The following is an 18,680-nucleotide window of genomic DNA, read 5'->3' as shown; positions in this document are numbered from 1 at the left end:
GCTGGACACGGCGCGCGTGCGGCCGCGAACAGAGGAGGTCAGTCGACGGGTTCGATCACCGGGATCGCCGTGGTGATCACGGGGACGGATGCCGACATGCGCGTGCCGTCCTCGCGCCGGGCGTCGGCGAACTGCCGCAGCGTCGGTCGCCCGGGGAGCAGCGGCCCCTGATCCGCGAGCGGGACGAGGACCTCGTCCTCGACGGTCGCGATGTACGCCGTGTCCCGCACGCTGAACGGCACGGGAGGCCCGCTGCGCACCTGCACGCGCAGCTCGTCCTTCGTCACCGTGACCTGCAGCGTGGAGCCCTGCCACTGCAGCGGGAACGACAGCGACGGCCACGCCGCGGGGAGCCTCGGATCGAAGCTCAGGTCGCCCGCGTAGTCGCGCATGCCGCCGAAGCCGCACACCAGCGCCGTCCACACGCCACCCGCGGAGGCGACGTGCACGCCGTCGGCCGCGTTGTGGTGCAGGTCGTGCAGGTCGACGAACAGCGACTGCTCGAAGTACTTCTGCGCGAGGTCCTGGTAGCCCACCTCGGCGGCGAGGATCGACTGCACGACCGCCGACAGGGTCGAGTCGCCCGTGGTCAGCGGGTCGTAGTAGTCGAAGTCGGCCTTCTTCTCCTCGGGCGTGAAGTGGTTGCCCTGCAGGAACAGGGCGAGCACGACGTCGGCCTGCTTGAGCACCTGGAACCGGTAGATCACGAGCGGGTGGAAGTGCAGCAGCAGCGGCCGCTGCTCGGCGGGGGTGTTCGCGAGATCCCACACCTCGCGCTCGAGGAACAGCGAGTCCTGTGGGTGGATCCCGAGTCCTTCGCTGTACGGGATGTACATGGCCTCCGCGGCCCGGTCCCACGCCTCGGCCTCACCGGGCCCGAGGCCCGTGCGGTCGACCAGCTTCACATAGTCCTGGGGGTAGTTCTCCCGGATCTCGCGCACGATCTTGGCCGCGTAGCGGAGGTTGTAGCGCGCCATCACGTTCGTGTAGAGGTTGTCGTTCACGACCGTCGTGTACTCGTCCGGCCCGGTGACGCCGTGGATGTGGAACGTCTCGATCCCATCCCCCGCTCCCGTCTCCTCGACCAGCCGCGAGGCGCGCCAGAACCCGAGCGTCGCCCACAGTCGCGCGGTCTCGATCGCGACGTCGGCACCCTCTCGCCGCAGGAACTCCTCGTCGCCGGTCGCGCGCACGTACTTGCCCAGCGCGAAGCTGATGTCGGCGTTGATGTGGTACTGCGCGGTGCCGGCGGCGTAGTAGGCCGAGGCCTCCTCGCCGTTGATCGTGCGCCACGGGAACAGAGCCCCCGCCTCGTTCAGCTGCGCTGCCCGGCGGCGCGCGGCGGGCAGCATGGCCACCCGTGCGCGCAGGGCGTTGTACGCCCATCGCGGGGTCGTGTAGGTGAGGAACGGGAGCACGTAGATCTCGGTGTCCCAGAAGTAGTGCCCGCTGTATCCCGACCCGGAGACGCCCTTGGCGGGGACGCCGGCTCCGTCGGCACGCGCGGAGGCCTGCGCGAGCTGGAAGAGGCACCAGCGCGTGGCCTGCTGCAGGTCGTCCCGTCCGCCGATCTGCACATCGCTGCGCTCCCAGAACGCGTCGAGCCACTCCCGCTGACACCGGAACACGGTCTCCACGCCTTCGTCGGCCGCGCGGTCGAGCGACCGACGGCAGCGGTCGACGAGCTCGCGCGGCGGCACTCCGCGGGAGGTGTGGTAGCTGACGAGTTTCGTGACCGTGATCGGGACCCCGGCCTTGGCCTGCACGCGGAACACGTTCTTGGCGATGTCCGGCTCCACGAGCGTGCGGGCGTTGTACTCGTTTTCGGTCTCGACGACGTGATCGGCGACGACGGCGACCGTCATCCCCGAGTCGGCGACGCGGTACGACAGCGCGGAGCGCAGTCCGTCCTGCCAGTGCTCGGCCGGCTCCAGCACGCGGTCGGCGATCTTCTCGGCCTTGCGGGGGTCGAACGCGGCGGCCTTCGTGCCGATCGGGGTGCCGGCGTACACGCCCGCACCGTCCTGCCGGTTCAGCAGCTGGCAGCTGATCGTGACCGGGGCGTCGGCGTTCTCCACGACGACCTCGAGCCGGAGGACCGCGAGGTGGCGCTCCTCGAAGCTCACGACCCGCTCGTCGCGCATGCGCACGCGCTTGCCCGACGGCGTCTCCCAGACCACATCGCGTCGCAGGACGCCGGTGCGCATGTCGAGCGAGCGGCGGTACTCCCGTACATCGGCGTCGTCGAGCGAGATCGGCTCATCGTCCACGTAGACGCGCATGACCTTCGCATCGGGGGCGTTGACGATCGTCTGTCCGACCTCGGCGAAGCCGTAGGCCTGCTCGGCGTGACGGATCGGCCAGGTCTCGTGCAGCCCGTTGATGAAGGTGCCGTGCTCCTGCGCACCGCGGCCCTCGATGTGGTTGCCCCGCAGACCGAGGTAGCCGTTGCCGATGGAGAAGAGCGTCTCGCCGACGCCCTCCTCGGAGTAGTGCGTGTCGATCAGCTGCCACGGGTCGACGGGGAAGCGGTCGCGGTCGATCATGCGGTCTCCGGGGTGTCGGTGCGGGAAACGGGGACGAAGAGGGCGAGGTCATCGACGACCACGGTCGCGCCGGCATCGCGGAGCGCGTCGGCACCGGCTCCGCGATCGACGCCGATCACGGTCGCGAAACCTGCGGCGGCGGCGGATGCTGCGCCGGACGTCGCGTCCTCCACCGCGACGGACCGCGCCGGGTCGACCCCGAGGGCGACGGCTCCCGCGGCGAACATGTCGGCGGCCGGCTTCGAGGCGAGACCGTCGCGCTCGGCGACCACCCCGTCCACGACGATCCGGAAGAAGGAGCGGATGCCGGCTGCTCCCAGCACCTCCTCGGCGTTCTTGGAGCTCGACACGACGCCGAGCGGGATGCCCGCCGCGTGCAGGCTCTCGACGAGCGCGAGCGAACCGGGGTACGGCGCGATGCCCTGACCGCGCAGGGACTCGGCGAAGGCGGCGTTCTTGCGATTGCCGATCCCGCAGATGGTCTCGGCGGACGGGTCGTCGTCGACGGCGCCCCAGGGCACCTCGACGTTGCGGCTGTGCATCAGGCTGGCGACGCCGTCGTAGCGCTTCTTGCCGTCGACGTAGTCGTAGTAGTCGGCGTCGGTGTAGGGCGGAGTGATGCCCCAGCGCGCGAACACGTCGTCGAAGACGGTCTTCCAGGCGCGCATGTGCACCTCGGCCGTCGGAGTGAGCACGCCGTCGAGGTCGAAGAGCACGCCGTCGGCGTGGAACAGGTCGGGCAGTGCTTCTGGCACAGAGCCTCCAGGAGAAGGGCGATCGTCGGGCCGGCACCTCTCCGTGCCACTGTGCAAGCGTAATGCGGTCGCGCGCCACGGGGTAACCCCCGCGCGCGGATCAGAGCAGCTCGGCGGTCTGCCGGGCGATCTGCAGCTCCTCGTCGGTCGGCACGACGAGCACGGTCACGGCCGAAGCGTCCGCGGAGATGCGACGGATGCCCCGCTCTCGCGCCTCGTTGCGCGCAGGGTCGATCTCGACGCCCGCGAAGCCGAGGGTCGCCATCGACGCCGCCCGCACCGCGGCTGCGTTCTCGCCGACACCCGCCGTGAAGGAGATGACGTCCACCCCTCCGAGCTGCGCGATGTACGCACCGGCATAGGCGCGCAGCCGATGCACGTAGACGTCGAACGCGAGTGTCGCGGCATCCTCTCCCGCTGCCACTCCCGCGAGGATGTCGCGCATGTCGCTGCGCCCCGCCAGGCCCGCGAGGCCGCTGCGGGTGTTGAGCAGGGAGTCGAGGTCGTCGATCGAGAGTCCGGCACGGCGGGACAGATGCACGAGCGCGGCGGGGTCGAGGTCGCCGGAGCGTGTTCCCATGACCAGACCCTCGAGCGGCGTCAGACCCATCGACGTCTCCACCGACCGACCGCCGTCGATCGCGGTCACGGATGCCCCGTTGCCGAGGTGGAACACGAGCTGGCGGAGCTCGGCGAGATCACGGCCGAGGAACGCCGCCGCCGATTCGCTCACGTACTGGTGGCTCGTGCCGTGGAAGCCGTAGCGCCGCACCCGATGCTCCGCGGCGAGCGCGGCGTCGATCGCATAGGTGTACGCCGCGGGCGGAAGCGTCTGGTGGAAGGCGGTGTCGAACACGGCCACGTGCGGCACGTCGTCGAACACGGCCCGTGCGGCTCGGATGCCGGCCAGATTCGCGGGGTTGTGCAGCGGCGCGAGCACCGCGAGCTCGTCGATCTGCCGCTCCACGTCGGCGTCGATCAACGTGGGGGCATAGAAGCGGGCACCGCCGTGCACGACGCGATGCCCGACCGCGACGGGGCGATGCTCCTCGAGCGACGGCCCGTGGGCGGCGAACTGCTCGCGCATCACCTCGAAGGCGGCGGCGTGGTCGGCGATCGCACGCTCGCTGCGGTACGTCGCGTCGAGCATCGTCGGCGCGGCGTCGCCGTCGGTCTCCGGGCGCACGGTGTGCGCGATCGGACTCACATCCTGGCCGATGCGCTCGATCAGGCCGCTCGCGAGGAGGTCCTCCTGCTCGATGTCGATCAGGCTGTACTTCAGGGAGGACGACCCGCTGTTGATGACGAGGATCGCACTCATGCGGCATCTCCTTCCGGCGCGGCTCCCTGCGCCTGGATCGCCGTGATCGCCACCGTGTTGACGATGTCGTCGACGAGAGCGCCGCGGGACAGGTCGTTGATGGGCTTGTTCAGGCCCTGCAGCACCGGCCCGATGGCGACGGCGCCCGCGGAGCGCTGCACGGCCTTGTAGGTGTTGTTGCCGGTGTTGAGGTCGGGGAACACGAACACCGTCGCTCGCCCGGCGACGGCGGAGTCGGGGAGCTTGGCCTTGGCGACCGCCGCATCCGCCGCCGCGTCGTACTGGATCGGCCCCTCGACCGGCAGTTCCGGCGCGCGCTCGCGAACGAGGGCGGTCGCTGCCCGCACCTTGTCGACGTCGGCGCCGGATCCGGATTCTCCCGTCGAGTACGACAGCATGGCCACCCGCGGATCGATGCCGAACTGGCGGGCCGTGGTCGCCGAGGAGATCGCGATGTCGGCGAGCTGCTCGCTGGTGGGATCGGGGATCACGGCGCAGTCGCCGTAGACGAGCACCCGGTCCGCGAGCGCCATCAGGAACACGCTGGAGACGACGTTGACGCCCGGCTTGGTCTTGATGATCTCGAAGGACGGACGGATGGTGTGCGCTGTCGTGTGCGCGGCGCCGGAGACCATCCCGTCGGCGAGGCCGAGGTGCACCATCATGGTGCCGAAATAGGACACGTCCGTGACGGTGTCGGCAGCCTGCGCGAGGGTGATGCCCTTGTGCGCCCGGAGCCGCGCGTACTCCGCGGCGAAGCGCTCCACGAGCTCGGGATCGGTGGGGCTGAGCACCTGTGCCGTCGCGATGTCGACGCCGAGCTCGACGGCGCGTGCCCGCACTGCGGCCTCGTCGCCGAGGATCGTCAGATCGGCCACGTCCCTGGCGAGGAGGGTCGCCGCGGCGCGCAGGATGCGATCGTCGTCGCCCTCCGGGAGGACGATGCGCCGACGATCGGCGCGGGCACGCTCGATCAGTCCGTACTGGAACATCAGCGGCGTCACGACATGCGCCTCGGCGAGCCCGAGCTGCGTGGTGAGCTCGGCGACGTCGACGTGCGCCTGGAACAGGCCCAGCGCGCGGTCGTAACGCGAGCGGGAGTCCGCGGAGATGCGTCCGCGGGTGCTCATCACGCGCACCGCGGTGTCATAGGTGCCGAGGTCGGTGGTGATGATCGGCACCGAGGACGCGAAGCCGTCGAGCAGCCGCACGATCGGCTCGGGCAGCGGGAACGGGCCGTTCAGGATGATGCCGGCGATGCGCGGGAACGTGCCGGACGAGTCGGCCAGCAGGGCTGCCAGCAGGACCTCGGTGCGGTCGGCCGGGATCACGACGACGGCCTCCTCGGTGAGCCGCGGCAGCACGTTGACCATCGACATGCCGGCGACGACGATCGTGAGCGCCTCCCTGGTCAGCCGGTCGTCGTCGCCCTTGAGGAGCGTGCCGTCGACGGCGGCGAGGATGCCGCGGATCGACGGGGCGACGAGTGCGCGGTCCTCCGGGATCGCCCACACCGGGGTGCGGTCTTCGGGGAGCGCGCTGTGCACGGCCTCGATGATGGCGTCGAGGGCTTCGGGATCGGCACGGTTCACGGCGACCGCGAACAGCTCGGCCCGCTCCTCGGCGAGCTCGGACAGCGCGAGCGCGGCGATCTGGGCGATCGCGGCGGCGGGTCGTGCGGTCGTCGTGCCGAGATGCTCGGCCTGGCGCTGCTGATCGCGACCGCTGAGCACGAGCAGCACGGGGGTGCCGAGGTTCGCGGCGACTCTGGCGTTGAACCCGAGCTCGGCGGGGCTCGCGACGTCCGTGTAGTCGCTGCCGATGATGACGACCGAGTCGCACTGGGCCTCGACCGCCTTGAACCGGGCGACGATCGTCGACAGAGCGGCCTCCGGGTCGGCGCGCACGTCGTCGTAGGTGACGCCGATGCAGTCCTCGTAGTCGAGGTGCACGCCGTCGTGCGCGAGCATCAGCTCGAGGATCTCGTCCCGCGCCGTGACCGAGCGCGCGATCGGACGGAACACCCCCACCCGCGGCGACACGCGCATCAGGGCGTCGAGCACGCCGAGGGCGATCGTCGACTTGCCGGTATGACCTTCTGCGGAGGTGATGTAGATGCTCTGCGCCACGGCTTCAGCTTAGGCGCGGCATCCGGGAACCCCCCGAGGACCGCACCGGGACTAATGCGGGGGCCTCACTCGCACGGACCGGACAGCGCATCGACGACCGCCGTGGCATCCGCCTGGAACCGCGAGTAGTAGTCGCGGTCCGTGTTCACCTGCACCCGGTGGATCGCGTGCGAGGGCTCCATCGCCTGCCAGTCCGGCAGCCGGCCGAGTCGGTCGAAGAACAGCGTCGCCGAGGTCGCCGGGTCCATCCGCTGCTCCGCGCTCCCCCACCAGTCCTGCTGCTGGAACAGTCCGATGCTGGTCGTGCGCGAGCCGTCGGGGTTGGTGAAGCCCCGGGTCTCCCAGTCGCCGTAGTCGATGTTGCGGAGGCTGCTCTCGCCCATCGCCGTCATCACCCCGAGGATCTGTCCTTCTCGCGGGAATCCGAGCGTCGCCGCCGTGCGCACGATCGTCGCCGCGTTCTCGAGCTGCTCGCCGCTCCAGCCCTCGATGCCCGCCTCGGGGAACGTCTGCGGCTCCTCGACGCAGAGGGGCGCGGGATCTCGGGCGAGCCCGAGCGGGACGAGCACGAACAGCCCGACGGCCACTGCGACGGCCGCCGTCGACACGAGCACCCGCCGCAGGATTCTCCGACGGCGCGCCCGGATCGCCGCTTGGCGCCTCGCACCGGGCTTGCGGCGTCGCGCCGCGGTCTTCCTTCTCGCGGCGGGCCTCTTCGACGCCGGCCTCTTCGAGGCGGGTCTGCGCCTCGCCCGTGATGACGCGCGCCTCGCACTCATGCCGCGAGGGCTCCTCGGTCGGTTCGGGTTCGGGGGCGTCGGCCGACGAGCGCCGCGACGCCCCCGCCGATCGCGCCGAAGAGGTGCCCCTGCCAGGAGATGCCCTCGGCGGCCCCGAAGACTCCCGCCAGCATCGACCCGCCGTAGAGCGCGACGACGACGAGCGCGATCACGGCGTACAGGACGCGGTGTGCGACTCGCCTGCCCGGTGCGAACACGCGCATCACCACATAGCCGAAGTATCCGAACACGAGTCCTGACGCGCCGACCGTCAGCGTTCCCGGTGCGTTCACGACCCAGGTGCCGATGCCACCGACGATCGCGACGATGGCGGTGACGGCCCAGAATCGGCGTGTGCCCTCGACCGCGACGAGACAGCCCAGCACCAGGAAGGGCACCGAGTTCGCGATGAGATGCTGCCAGTTCGCATGCAGGAGCGGACCGAGAACGATGCCGCCGAGTCCCGAGACATCCCAGGACCGCAGGCCGAAGCCGGAGAACGAGCCCGGCAGGATCGCATCGGCGAACTGCACGACCCACATCGCGACGAGCAGGAGCACCGGCGAGGCGAATCGGCCGAGCGGATGCTCCGCGTTCGGCGGCTGGGTGACGGTCACCGGACGATTCTCTCAGGTGCGACCGCGAGGGGACTGAGCGTCGGGCGGACCACCTGCAGAAAAAGAAAGTGACTCTCCGCGCACCCAGCAGAGCCCGGTTACCCTTGCTGCGTTTCCGCCCTGGGGGAATTGGCCTGGATGCCGCCACGCGGAGAGCCGTCAACCATCCTAACCCGGCGACGACGGGCCCGACGACAGTCCGCCGCAATCGCAGGAGATGCAGAGGCAAACGCGAGTACGGCCCCCAGAACCAGCTGTGGTTCCGCGGGGCCGTACTTCTCTGCGACGGTCCTCGCTTCCTGCGACGCCCGGCCTCAGCACGCGGAACTGCCAGAGCGCTACCCCCGCCACAGGGTTACGATCGAGTAACGCGCATCGCTGCGCCGACGTGAGAGGGAACGCATGACAGAGAACGCCCCCCTGATCCCGGTGACGATCGATGCCGAACGGTTCGCCGCGCAGACCTCCGCGATCCTCGGCTCCATCGGCCAGGTCATCGACGGCAAGCCGGATGCGGTGCGCAGCGCCCTCGTGTGCCTGCTCGCCGAAGGGCACCTGCTCATCGAAGACGTGCCCGGCGTCGGGAAGACCATGCTCGCCAGGGCTCTGGCCGCGAGCGTGGACGCGACGGTGCGCCGCATCCAGTTCACCCCCGATCTGCTCCCCGGCGACGTCACGGGCGTCTCCGTCTACAACCCCGTCGACCGGGAGTTCGAGTTCAAGCGGGGCGCGGTGTTCGCGCACATCGTGATCGCCGACGAGATCAACCGCTCCTCCCCCAAGACGCAGTCCGCTCTGCTCGAGGCGATGGAGGAGGGCCAGGTCACCGTCGACGGCGCCACGCACATGCTTCCGGAGCCGTTCCTCGTCGTCGCGACCCAGAACCCTCTGGAGATGGAAGGCACCTACGCCCTCCCGGAGGCGCAGCGCGACCGGTTCATGATGCGCATCTCGATGGGGTATCCGGATGCCGCGGCCGAGGCGCTGATGCTCCGTCAGCGCGACGTGGTCAGCCCGCTCGCCGCGGTGTCGCCCGTCGCCGATGCGGCATCCATCGCCCAGCTGATCGCGTGGGCCCGCTCGGTCCATGTGGCGCCCGCTCTCGAGGAGTACGCCGTCGCACTCGCCCAGGCGACCCGTTCCGACCCGAACCTCCATCTCGGGGCGAGCCCGCGGGCGACCCTGCAACTGGTCCGAGCGGCGAAGGTGTGGGCGGCGCTCGACGGACGCGACTACGTCATCCCGGACGACATCACCGCTCTGCTCATCCCCGTCCTCGCGCACCGGCTGCTTCCGGCCCGCGGGGCCCATCGCGCGGGGGCGCAGCCGGTCGAGGCCGCGCTCACCCAGATCGTCGAGCGGGTGCGCGTCCCCGTCGCCACACGCTCCTGACCGGATCCCTCATGCGACGACGCCGATCCCTCACCAGCCGCGGCGCCGGTGCGCTCATCGCCGCACTGTGCTGCATGATCGCCGCCAACGTCCTCGGTGCCCGCATCCTCCTCTATTTCGGGGTGCTGCTGGCCGCGCTCACCCTCTTCTCGCTCCTCGCCGTTCGGCTGCCGCGCCGCTCCGGCACCGTCACACGGCAGATCTCCACCGACCTCCTGACCGTCTCCGAGACGTCACGCGTGACCGTGCGGTTCGCCCTGCGCTCCCTCCGCGTGCCGCGGGGGCTGTGGCGGGACGAGCTGCCCGATGCCGTGGCCGGCGATTCCGGCGGAGAGTATCCCCCGGAGACCGGTCAGCTCAGTTACCTGATCACCGGCGTCCGGCGCGGCGTGTGGCCGCTCGGCCCGCTGATGCTGCGCACCGTCGACCCATTCGGCCTCGCCCAGCGGGAGCAGGCGTTCGGCGACACCCGGAGCGTCACCGTCGTCCCGGAGGTGTTCGCCCTCGCCCCGCTGGCCGTGCGGATCGGCGCCGCCGGCGGCACCGCGCACACCTCCTCGACCCGGCTCGGACAGGGCAGCGACAACCTCTCGCCGCGCGGCTACATCCCCGGCGACTCGATGCGCCGCATCCACTGGAGGGCCACCGCGCACCGCGGCCAGCTCATGGTGCGCCAGGAAGAGGAGGAGTCGAGCCCCGACGCGGTCGTCGTGCTGGACCGCAGCGGCCGCCGCTGGGATGCACCCGGCAGCGAGGCGGACCCCGCGTTCGAGGCCGCCGTGTCGCTGTGCGCCTCCTCGGCCGTGCACCTCGCCTCCGAGGGGTACAGCGTCGACGTGATCGACAGCGCGGGAACCCTGCTCGGGGCACTGCGCGGACATGAGGACGACCGGGACGGCCTGCTCGTGGCACTCGCGATGGTCACGCCTCGCGGGGAGAGCCGCGACCTGGCGGCGCTCGTGGGAGGCACACCGCCCGGCCCGCTGGTCTACATCACCGGACGCCTGGATGAGGAGGACGCCGCCCTGCTGCGGCCGGCCGGAGCCGCGGCCCCGATGCTGTTCGGCACCGACCTGCTCCCCGGCGCCGCCGAGGCCGCGACCCCTCACGGTTGGACGGTGGTGCCGCTCGGACCCGACATCGCCGAGGCCTGGGAAGATGCCGTCTCCGCGCGGATCGGAGTCGGCGATGTTCCGCGCTGAGCACGCTCCGGCGACGATCGATGCCGCGCGGGCGAACTCGCGCTGGCACCGCGACCGCGAAGAGCCGACCGGGGTCGTCGGTCCGGGAGCCCTCGCTGCGACCGCGTCACTCGTGGCGATGTGGCCGTTCACCTCGGTCATCGCTCCAGGGGGCTGGTCGCTCACCGTCCTCGTCGTCATCCTCGCCGTCGTCGGCACCGGGACGCTCGTGCGGAACCTGCTGCGTCGACGGGCGGCCTGGATCGGCGACCTCGCCACGCTGAGCGCCCAGATCCTGGTCTCCGTCGCGGTCCTGACCCTGCTCGTCGCCGGCGACACCGCCCTCTTCGGGATCCTCCCGACATCGACGACCCTGACACTGTTCGGCGCGCTGGGCGCCGTCGCCTGGGAGGCGGTCGTCTTCGGGTCGGCGCCGCTGGATCCCTCCCCCGCACTCGCGGCGGTCATGGGGGCCGGCTTCGCGGTCGTCGCGATCCTCCTCGACCACCTCCTGGCACATCGCTCGGCCGTTCTGGCCACGCTGCTGACCGGTGCCATCGGCGCGGTGCCGATGATCATCACCCTGGGCGACACCAACGTCGTCTGGTTCGTGCTGTTCGGCCTGCTCGCGCTCCTCATCTTCCGGTACACCGCCCGCCGGCATCCGGAATCCCCTCGCCGGTCATCGACCTCCCTCGCTGTCACGGTCGGGGCCGCCGCGCTCGCGGCGACGGTGATCGTCACGCCCCTGCTGCCGGTCACGGCGAGCCTCAACGGCAACGGCGTCGGGGTCACGGTCGATGCGTCACTGCGCCTCGGCGACGACCTGCGTCAGCCCAACCCGGTCGAGGTGCTGACCGTGGCCGCGAAGGGCGAGACCGCCCCGTATCTGCGGTTGACGACGCTCTCCCGCTTCGACGGCCGCGTCTGGCAGCCCGACCGCGGAGACCTGCAGTCGCAGGCCGACGGGTTCGGAGCGCCGGAATGGGGCGAGGACATCGCGACGGAGGAGCAGAACACCTCGATCCGCGTGCTGCGGATGTCGAGCTCCTGGCTCCCGGTCCCGTACCCCGCCACCGAGGTGCAGGGGCTCACCGGATCATGGCGGGTGTCGCCCGAGAACCGAACCCTCTTCTCGCGCAGCGCGGACGCGGTCGGCAACGACTACACCGTCACATCGTCGCGCCTCATCCCCACTCTCGAACAGATCCGCGCCATCGACGCGGCCGCGCCGATCGTCGATCCCGAGGCCGAACCCGTCGAGCTCCCCGGCATCATCGCCGAGCTCGCCACCGATGTGACGGCCGCTGCGAGCACCGACTACGACCGGCTCGTCGCCCTGCAGAACTGGTTCCGCTCCCAGTTCGCCTACTCGCTGGAGACCCCGGTGGAGGAGGGCTTCGACGGCACCGGCGCCGAAGCCGTCGCGCAGTTCCTGGAGGAGCGCTCCGGCTACTGCGTGCACTTCGCCGGCGCCTTCGCCCTGATGGCGGAGAGCCTGGGCATGCAGGTGCGCATCGTCGTCGGCTACCTCCCCGGCTCGATGACAGAGGAGAAGCGCGGCAGCGAATCGGTCTTCTCCGTGACCAGCGATCAGCTGCACTCCTGGCCGGAAGTGCGGTTCCCCGGAGTGGGCTGGGTTCCGTTCGAGCCCACCGCATCGCTCGGTGTTCCGACCGCGTTCCGCGCCGGGGTGACGCAGAACGGCGGCCCCGGCAGTCCGTCGGCCCCCGCGCCGACCACCGCTCCGCAGGCCGAGGAGACCTCAGGCCCGGAAGTCGATCGCGGCGAAGCCGGAAACGAGTCGACCGGGGGCGGCGAACTGCGTCGCCTCGATCCGATGCCGGTCCTGTTCACCGCCATCGGCATCGTGGTGCTGCTCCTCCTCCCCGCCCTGATCCGCCTCGTGGAACGCCGCAACCGCCTGGGACGGGCCCGGCGCGGCGATCCCGCCGCAGCGTGGGCCGAACTCCGCGACACGCTGATCGATCTGCAGCTGCCCGTCTCGGACGCCGACACTCCTCGGGTCCGCGCGGCCGGACTCGTGCGGGAGAGCGGTGCGGACGCCTCCGCACTCCGGCAGCTGACGGATGCCGTCGAGCAGGCGAACTACGCGCGCGCGGGCGAGGCATCCGCTGATCTCGCCGCGCCGTTGCGCGAGGTGCTCGTGCAGCTGCGCCACAGCGTCGATCGGCCGACGCGGGTGCGTGCAGCGGTGCTGCCGCGTTCTCTGTATGCGCCGCGCGCCGCCGAGCCGGGACTGGCGGTCTGAGAAGAACGCGTTCCGGACGGACGGATGGGCCCGCGAGTCAGGCGGCGTGGGCCGTGCAGGGCACGGCCTCGCAGGCGTCGCACACGACGAACTGCGATCGGCACGACAGGTCGGGGCAGTTCGCGGTGCGCTTGGTCGGCGCCCCGCATCCGACGCACTCGCCGATGACGCGGGCATGGTCCGAGAAGTCGACCGAGCCACGGCCGTCGAACACGTAGAGCGATCCATCCCAGAGACCGTCATCGCCGTACTTCTCGCCGTAGCGGACGATGCCGCCCTCGAGCTGGTAGACCTCGCCGAAGCCTCGGGCGGTCATCAGGCTCGACAGCACCTCGCAGCGGATCCCGCCGGTGCAGTACGTGACGACCGGCTTGCCCTTGAGGTCGTCGTAGACGCCCGAGTCGAGGAGCTGGACGAAGTCCCTGGTCGTCTCGGTGTCGGGCACCACCGCGCCGCGGAACCGCCCGATCTGCGCCTCCAGGGCGTTCCTTCCGTCGAAGAACACCACGTCGTCGCCGCGTTCGTCGATCAGGCCGTGCAGCTCCTCGGGCGTCAGACGCACGCCCCCGCCCACGACGCCGTTCTCGTCGACGCGGAGTTCGCCCGGAGCCCCGAAGGACACGATCTCCTCGCGCACCTTGACGCTGAGCTTGGGGAAGTCGAGGCTGTGTCCCTCGGCGTCGACTCCGGTCCCCTCGCTCCACTTGATGTCGGCTTCGGCGAACGGCGCATAGGAGCGGAATGATCGCAGCCACTTCTTCAGTGCGCCGATGTCTCCGCCGAGCGTGCCGTTGATCCCGTCCTTCGAGATGAGCAGGCGTCCGCGCAGGCCGAGCGCCTCGCCCAGGTCGCGCTGCCAGACGCGGATCGCGTCGGGGTCGGCGAGGGGCGTGAAGGCGTAGAAGAGGACGATCTTGGGGGTTGCCACCCAGGAATCCTACGTCGGGTGCGGGTGGTGGGTGGAATGCGCTCAGAGTCGCTACTTCACGTCGCGCTTCAGGAACGCGACGGCACCGGCCGCGAGCGCCACCACCACCCACCCTGCTGCCACCAGCACGGCCAGGGAGGTGTCGAGGGCGTCTTCCGGTGCCAGTCCCACGGTGGCGAGGTCGAACTGAAACGCCTCGAGCATCGCGAGCAGCGGGAAGTAGGCAGCGCCGACGCTCCAGAACGGCGCGACCAGCAACGCCACCGCCATGGACATGGAGGTGACGAACAACGCCACCAGATGGGCCTGGATGACGATCCCCAGCCCCAGACCCCAGAGGCCGGCGACAGCACCGAGCGCGACGGCGGTCCCGACCGATGACCACTGCACCGGGATGCCGCCCATGGCGATCGTGAGCGCAACGTGACCTCCGACGACGCCCGCGAGCGCGACGACCGCCCCACCCAGGGCGGAAGTGGGCAGCCGGACGAGGAGGATCGCCCAGCGAGGCTGCAGCATCAGCCGCTGCGCGATGACACCATCTCGCCGGTCGACGGTGTATCGGAACGAGCCGTATACAGCGGCAAGAACTGCTCCATAGGTCGCGAGCACGGCCGCGAAGGGCGCGATGAGCGCCTCGCGAGCATCAGCAGGGGCGTCCGCGAACTCCGGCGGGATGTTCGTCGCAAGGGAGAGCGACACCACGATCGCCGCCACCGCGCTCCAGAGGAGGACGACGTCAGACCTGAAGCTGCGGGCCTGTGCTCGGAGAGCCCGCCGGATCACGCGACCGCCCTTCGCCGTCGGTGCCATGCGAGTGCGACGAGGCCGAGAGTCCATGCGAGCGCGACGCCGAGGGCAGGCACGAACTCGAGCAGTCGGTCCTGGTATCCAGGAACGCTCAGCGCGGCGAGAGCCAACCCGGGCGAGAACCTCGCCACTTCAGGCGCGCTGCGCAGCAGCGCGAACTCGACCGCCATCGGAACGGCGAGCACGAGTGCCGCAGTCACGTAGTAGTTACGGGTGATCCAGCCGATGGCGCCTCCCACGAGAGCGCCGAGCGCCGCCCCCAGCAGAGCGCCGGCGTACATGCGCCAGGCATCCGTGGTGAGAGCGAGCGCCAGTCCGTCTTGGATCAGGATGAAATGAACGCCCACGGTCCACAGCACCATGATGCAAGAAGACAGTGCGACGGCGACGATGGCACCGGCCGCGAGCTTCCCGGTGAACACTCGACGGAAGCCGACTCCGGTGAGTGTCCGGTCCATCGAGCCGTAGTAGTACTCACGGGTGACACCGTATGCCCCGACGAATGCCGCAGCGACGGCAGACCAGGCGAGCGGCTCCAGGAGCCGGACGGTCGCCGCACCGGCATCGAGGCCGGCGAGATCGAAGCGGGAGCCGTCGGAGAAGAGCACGAACAGAGGCATGAGGATCGCTATGAAGTACACCGGCAGAATGGAGAGTCCGCTCATGGCACGCAGCGCTTCGCTCCGAATGGCGCTGCTCATGCGGGTGCTCCTTCGACGAGGTCGAAGTACTTGCTCTCGAGCGAGTCGCCGTCACCCGTCACGAGGTCGCCGAGCCGTCCGGCGTACAGCGCGCGCCGCTTGATGACGACGACCTCATCCACGACCTGTTGCAGTTCGGGCAGTTGATGACTGGCGATCAAGACGGTGCCGCCGCTGTCCGCGAAGCCGCGGAGGAACCGCCGGAGCCACCGGATGCCGTCGGGGTCCAGCCCGTTCGCCGGCTCGTCCAGGATGAGAGTCCGGGGCGAACCGATGAGAGCAGCAGCGAGTCCGAGCCGCTGGGCCATTCCCGTCGAAAAGGTCTTCACGCGGCGACGCGCATCTGCTGCGAGTCCGACCACCTCCAGCACCTCGTCGACCCGGTCGGGTGATGCGCCCGCCGCGACTCGAGATATCTCCAGATGCCTTCTCGCGGTGATACCCAACTCGAACCCGAACCCGTCCATGTGGACGCCGACGTGCGAGGCAGGGTTGTCGAGTGCGGTGAACGGCGCACCATCGATGAGACTGTCGCCGCTGGTCGGTGCGAGCAGGCCCACGATGCTGCGCAGAGTCGTCGACTTGCCCGCGCCGTTGGGACCGAGCAGACCGACGATGGAACCGCGCGGCACAGCGAACGACAGCGCTTCGACGGCCGTCCGCTTCCCATATCGCTTCGTGAGTGCTCGGACTTCGATTGCATGATCGTTCATCTTGATCCTCTTCCTACTTCTCGCTCGGGTGGGCCGACAGCGGCTGAATCACGCCGGTGAACCAGAGGAACTCCCACAGACTCGACGCGCCGAGCTCGACCCTCGCCTGCCCGGCCTCGGGAGGACTCCCGCTTCTGTCGGATACATCCACTTCGGCGAAGGACACTGCCGGGACGGACACGCCCTCCGCCGTTGCAGGGACCAGAGCATCGAGCGGCACCCTCGTCGCTTCGGGTCGCTGCGGTCTTGCCGTTCCTTCACCGACCTGCCGGCTCCCGAGGATGCCGCTGCTCAAGAGCACGATAGGGGTCCCGGCCCGTATCTTCACGGGCGTCTGCCCGTCGGCGTGGACAAGGACCACTCGGCCGCCTTCTGTGGAGAAGCCGAATGTGGCGGTCGTCGGAACGGAGATCAAGGCTCCGGCGATCACCATGCTCACGCTCAGCGCGGCGCAGACCGAGGTGAACCGCAGCCGCGACCTGCCCGACCGGAGCACCCGGTGCAGGGCCCTCCACAAAAGCCCCATCCCGACGAGCACGACGACGGCTTCCAGCGCCACCACGAACATCCCGAGAATCGGTCCGCCCGCGGCCAGCGATCGGACCGCGCGTGTGACGGCGAACAGCACCAGCACGATCGGTGCGATGAGGCTCGCGAGGCCGAACGGCACGCTCCACCACGTGTTCACGCTCTTGCTCATGCGTCGTCCGCCGAAGAGGAGGCGGGTCAGGAAGTTCGCTCCGTCGCGAATCGTCCGATTCCTGAGGTTCGGCTCGTCCAGCGCACTCATGAGCGCGATATACCCGTCGAACCGCACGAACGGGATCAGATTGACGAGAACGATGGCCGTGCAGGAGAGACCGAGGATCTGCAGGGTCTCGCGGACGACCGGTTGCGGAGCCACCAGTGCCGCCGTGAGTGCGATCGCGGCGACCACAGCGTGGACGGCCGGTCCGGCAAGCGCCACGTCCACGCGCTGCCGGCGGCGAGGCAGGCGCCAGCCATCCGTCACATCGACGAAAAAGGCGGGAGCGAGGTAGAAGAGCATGACGCCAGCGCGCCGGGGCCTGCCACCGTAGCGCGTGAGTGTGAGGCCGTGGGCGCTCTCATGGAGCAGGGTGAGGCAAGCGAGAACGGCGACGAGAACCACGATCGCCACCAAGGGTATAGGCGTGGTGACGACGTTCAGCAGCGCTCTCGCCTGAAGGACGGCGGCCACGAACCCCAGGCAGAGCAGGGTGGCAACGGGTACCAGAATCGCCTGGCGTGAGAGGGGCGCGATCAGACGGTCCACTCGACCGAAGATGGCGGCCGCACGAAGCGTCGCGATCTGCAGCGTGAACGGGGGCCGATAGGTCAGCCGACCGGGCGGCAGCTTCGTGTCGCCCTCGAGCAGCCCCGTGGCGCGGAAACGCTCGACCAGCTCGAGAAAGCTCTCGGACGACTCGGATGCGGCGAAGCGCAGATGCAGATCCTGCAGCGAGGTCGTGCCGTCCATCGCCGACAGCAGCGCGACGACCGGCGGCGAGACCCGGGATGAAGGCACGCCGTGCAGCACTGCTATCGCCATCGATTCATCGTCGGCTCCCACGAACGTGACGCCGGACGACAGAAGCGGACACGCACCGGCAGTGAGCGGAGTCGCTGTGGATCTCTTCCGCCACCGAAGCGAGCTAGTCGGAAACATCGCCATCCGCCAGCCCCAGAGTTCCCGGCCACGAAGTCTTGAGAAGGAGGATCTCCGCTCCGAGGTGTGTTCGAACGGGAGATACAGCGGGCTCGTCGAAGCCGGCTTCAACGAGTTCTCTCGAGAGGACTTCGTGGCTGAGAAGCTGCAATCGACTCGTGAGAACCGTGACTTCTCCGCCGTCTGTCAGGTCAGAGGCACGGACCCAATTGACCACCCGGGCCGCGCCGTCCGGTTCCACCTGCTGCGAGAAGAGATAGATCTCGTCTTGGCCTGTGCCGGGAACCCTGATCTCTTGCTCCCTCGGCACGGCGAGGCTGTGCGCAGACGCCCCTGCGGCGACGGTGAAGGCGAACACCCCTTCCGGCGCGAGGTGACGCTGCACGTTCGCGTAGAGAAGCGATCTCCCCGCGCGGTCGAGCAACGTGATGGATGTCGCGCCGATGACGACGAGCCCGTATCGACGCCCCAGGGAGAAGTCGCGCATGTCCGCGACGACGCACTCCCATGTCGACTGGTCCGGCAGGGCACGACGCAGATGGGCGAGCATGTCGTCCGAGAGGTCGACGGCCGTGACTCGCTTACCGGATCTCACCAGAGGGATCGTCAGTCTCCCGCTGCCAGCAGCGACATCGAGGATCGGACCGGCGGTGTCTCTTGCGAGCGCCAGCACTTCTCGAATCTCTGCGCGGTCGGAACCGACCAGCCGCTCGTAGAAATCGGTGCCGGCGCCCGCGTACAGGTCCAGCTCCTGCGGGACTGCGCCGACCATCTCCAGTCGCGCCGACATGGCTTCGGTGATGAAACCTTGCATTCAACAATCGCCTCTCAGCGGGGAGCAATAGGGGG

At 69.8% G+C, this 18,680-nt stretch carries 15 protein-coding genes and 1 other RNA gene; 3 read left to right on the top strand and 13 right to left on the bottom strand.

Annotation, left to right across the window (positions count from 1 at the left end):
- Positions 1–38 precede the first annotated feature (38 nt).
- The 7 genes from CQ045_RS10835 to ffs all read right to left on the bottom strand — a co-directional run bounded on the left by CQ045_RS10835 (position 39) and on the right by ffs (position 8,308).
- Positions 39–2,546, bottom strand: coding sequence for a glycoside hydrolase family 65 protein (locus tag CQ045_RS10835; protein ID WP_105723537.1), 2,508 nt, complete (start codon positions 2,544–2,546; stop codon positions 39–41).
- Complete coding sequence (locus CQ045_RS10830; protein WP_105723535.1) at positions 2,543–3,301, bottom strand: HAD family phosphatase; 759 nt, start codon at positions 3,299–3,301, stop codon at positions 2,543–2,545. Before CQ045_RS10830 ends, CQ045_RS10835 begins: the two co-directional genes overlap by 4 nt.
- 100 nt (positions 3,302–3,401) lie before the next feature.
- Positions 3,402–4,622 carry an acetate/propionate family kinase gene (locus CQ045_RS10825; RefSeq protein WP_105723533.1) on the bottom strand — a complete coding sequence of 407 codons (1,221 nt, stop codon included), beginning with the start codon at positions 4,620–4,622 and terminating at the stop codon, positions 3,402–3,404.
- Entirely contained in the window at positions 4,619–6,751 is a 2,133-nt protein-coding gene (gene pta / locus CQ045_RS10820) for a phosphate acetyltransferase (RefSeq protein ID WP_105723531.1), read from the bottom strand. Before pta ends, CQ045_RS10825 begins: the two co-directional genes overlap by 4 nt.
- A gap of 65 nt (positions 6,752–6,816) precedes the next feature.
- Positions 6,817–7,365, bottom strand: coding sequence for a hypothetical protein (locus CQ045_RS10815; protein ID WP_258131038.1), 549 nt, complete (start codon positions 7,363–7,365; stop codon positions 6,817–6,819).
- A 161-nt stretch (positions 7,366–7,526) separates the two neighbouring features.
- The gene (locus tag CQ045_RS10810; RefSeq protein ID WP_105723527.1) at positions 7,527–8,147 is read right to left on the bottom strand and encodes a rhomboid family intramembrane serine protease; all 621 of its coding nucleotides are present in this window, start codon (positions 8,145–8,147) and stop codon (positions 7,527–7,529) included.
- A 64-nt stretch (positions 8,148–8,211) separates the two neighbouring features.
- Positions 8,212–8,308, bottom strand: an RNA gene (ffs, locus tag CQ045_RS10805) — signal recognition particle sRNA small type.
- Positions 8,309–8,549: 241 nt separating this feature from the next.
- On the opposite strand from ffs, the gene CQ045_RS10800 reads away from it, so the two are divergent.
- The 3 genes from CQ045_RS10800 to CQ045_RS10790 are packed head-to-tail and all read left to right on the top strand — an operon-like array spanning position 8,550 to position 12,992.
- Positions 8,550–9,539: a MoxR family ATPase gene (locus CQ045_RS10800; RefSeq protein WP_105723525.1), complete on the top strand. Its 990-nt coding sequence runs from the start codon at positions 8,550–8,552 to the stop codon at positions 9,537–9,539.
- Positions 9,540–9,550: 11 nt separating this feature from the next.
- A complete protein-coding gene (locus CQ045_RS10795) occupies positions 9,551–10,741 on the top strand; it encodes a DUF58 domain-containing protein (protein WP_105723523.1) in 1,191 nt (396 codons plus the stop codon).
- Positions 10,728–12,992 (top strand): DUF3488 and transglutaminase-like domain-containing protein, encoded by a 2,265-nt coding sequence (locus CQ045_RS10790; protein ID WP_105723766.1) that lies wholly within the window; start codon positions 10,728–10,730, stop codon positions 12,990–12,992. Before CQ045_RS10795 ends, CQ045_RS10790 begins: the two co-directional genes overlap by 14 nt.
- A gap of 37 nt (positions 12,993–13,029) precedes the next feature.
- On the opposite strand, the gene CQ045_RS10785 is transcribed toward CQ045_RS10790, so the two are convergent.
- From CQ045_RS10785 to mpaM, 6 genes are read right to left on the bottom strand one after another with little or no spacing between them, the layout of a single operon-like run.
- Positions 13,030–13,920 carry a rhodanese-related sulfurtransferase gene (locus CQ045_RS10785; protein ID WP_105723521.1) on the bottom strand — a complete coding sequence of 297 codons (891 nt, stop codon included), beginning with the start codon at positions 13,918–13,920 and terminating at the stop codon, positions 13,030–13,032.
- A 51-nt stretch (positions 13,921–13,971) separates the two neighbouring features.
- Positions 13,972–14,706, bottom strand: a complete 735-nt coding sequence (locus CQ045_RS10780) for a hypothetical protein (protein WP_105723764.1) — start codon at positions 14,704–14,706, stop codon at positions 13,972–13,974.
- The gene (locus CQ045_RS10775; protein ID WP_105723520.1) at positions 14,703–15,431 is read right to left on the bottom strand and encodes an ABC transporter permease; all 729 of its coding nucleotides are present in this window, start codon (positions 15,429–15,431) and stop codon (positions 14,703–14,705) included. Before CQ045_RS10775 ends, CQ045_RS10780 begins: the two co-directional genes overlap by 4 nt.
- Positions 15,428–16,144, bottom strand: coding sequence for an ATP-binding cassette domain-containing protein (locus tag CQ045_RS10770; RefSeq protein ID WP_105723518.1), 717 nt, complete (start codon positions 16,142–16,144; stop codon positions 15,428–15,430). The genes CQ045_RS10775 and CQ045_RS10770 overlap by 4 nt, the downstream gene beginning before the upstream one ends.
- 13 nt (positions 16,145–16,157) lie before the next feature.
- Positions 16,158–17,831, bottom strand: coding sequence for a daptide biosynthesis intramembrane metalloprotease (mpaP, locus tag CQ045_RS10765; protein WP_308737018.1), 1,674 nt, complete (start codon positions 17,829–17,831; stop codon positions 16,158–16,160).
- Positions 17,818–18,621 carry a daptide-type RiPP biosynthesis methyltransferase gene (gene mpaM, locus CQ045_RS10760; protein WP_258131037.1) on the bottom strand — a complete coding sequence of 268 codons (804 nt, stop codon included), beginning with the start codon at positions 18,619–18,621 and terminating at the stop codon, positions 17,818–17,820. The genes mpaP and mpaM overlap by 14 nt, the downstream gene beginning before the upstream one ends.
- Positions 18,622–18,680 lie beyond the last annotated feature (59 nt).

It is taken from the genome of Microbacterium sp. MYb66 (assembly GCF_002979435.1).
Classification (GTDB): domain Bacteria; phylum Actinomycetota; class Actinomycetes; order Actinomycetales; family Microbacteriaceae; genus Microbacterium.
The sequence above is the reverse complement of the archived record's forward strand: the minus strand, read 5'-3'. Positions and strand labels throughout refer to the sequence as shown.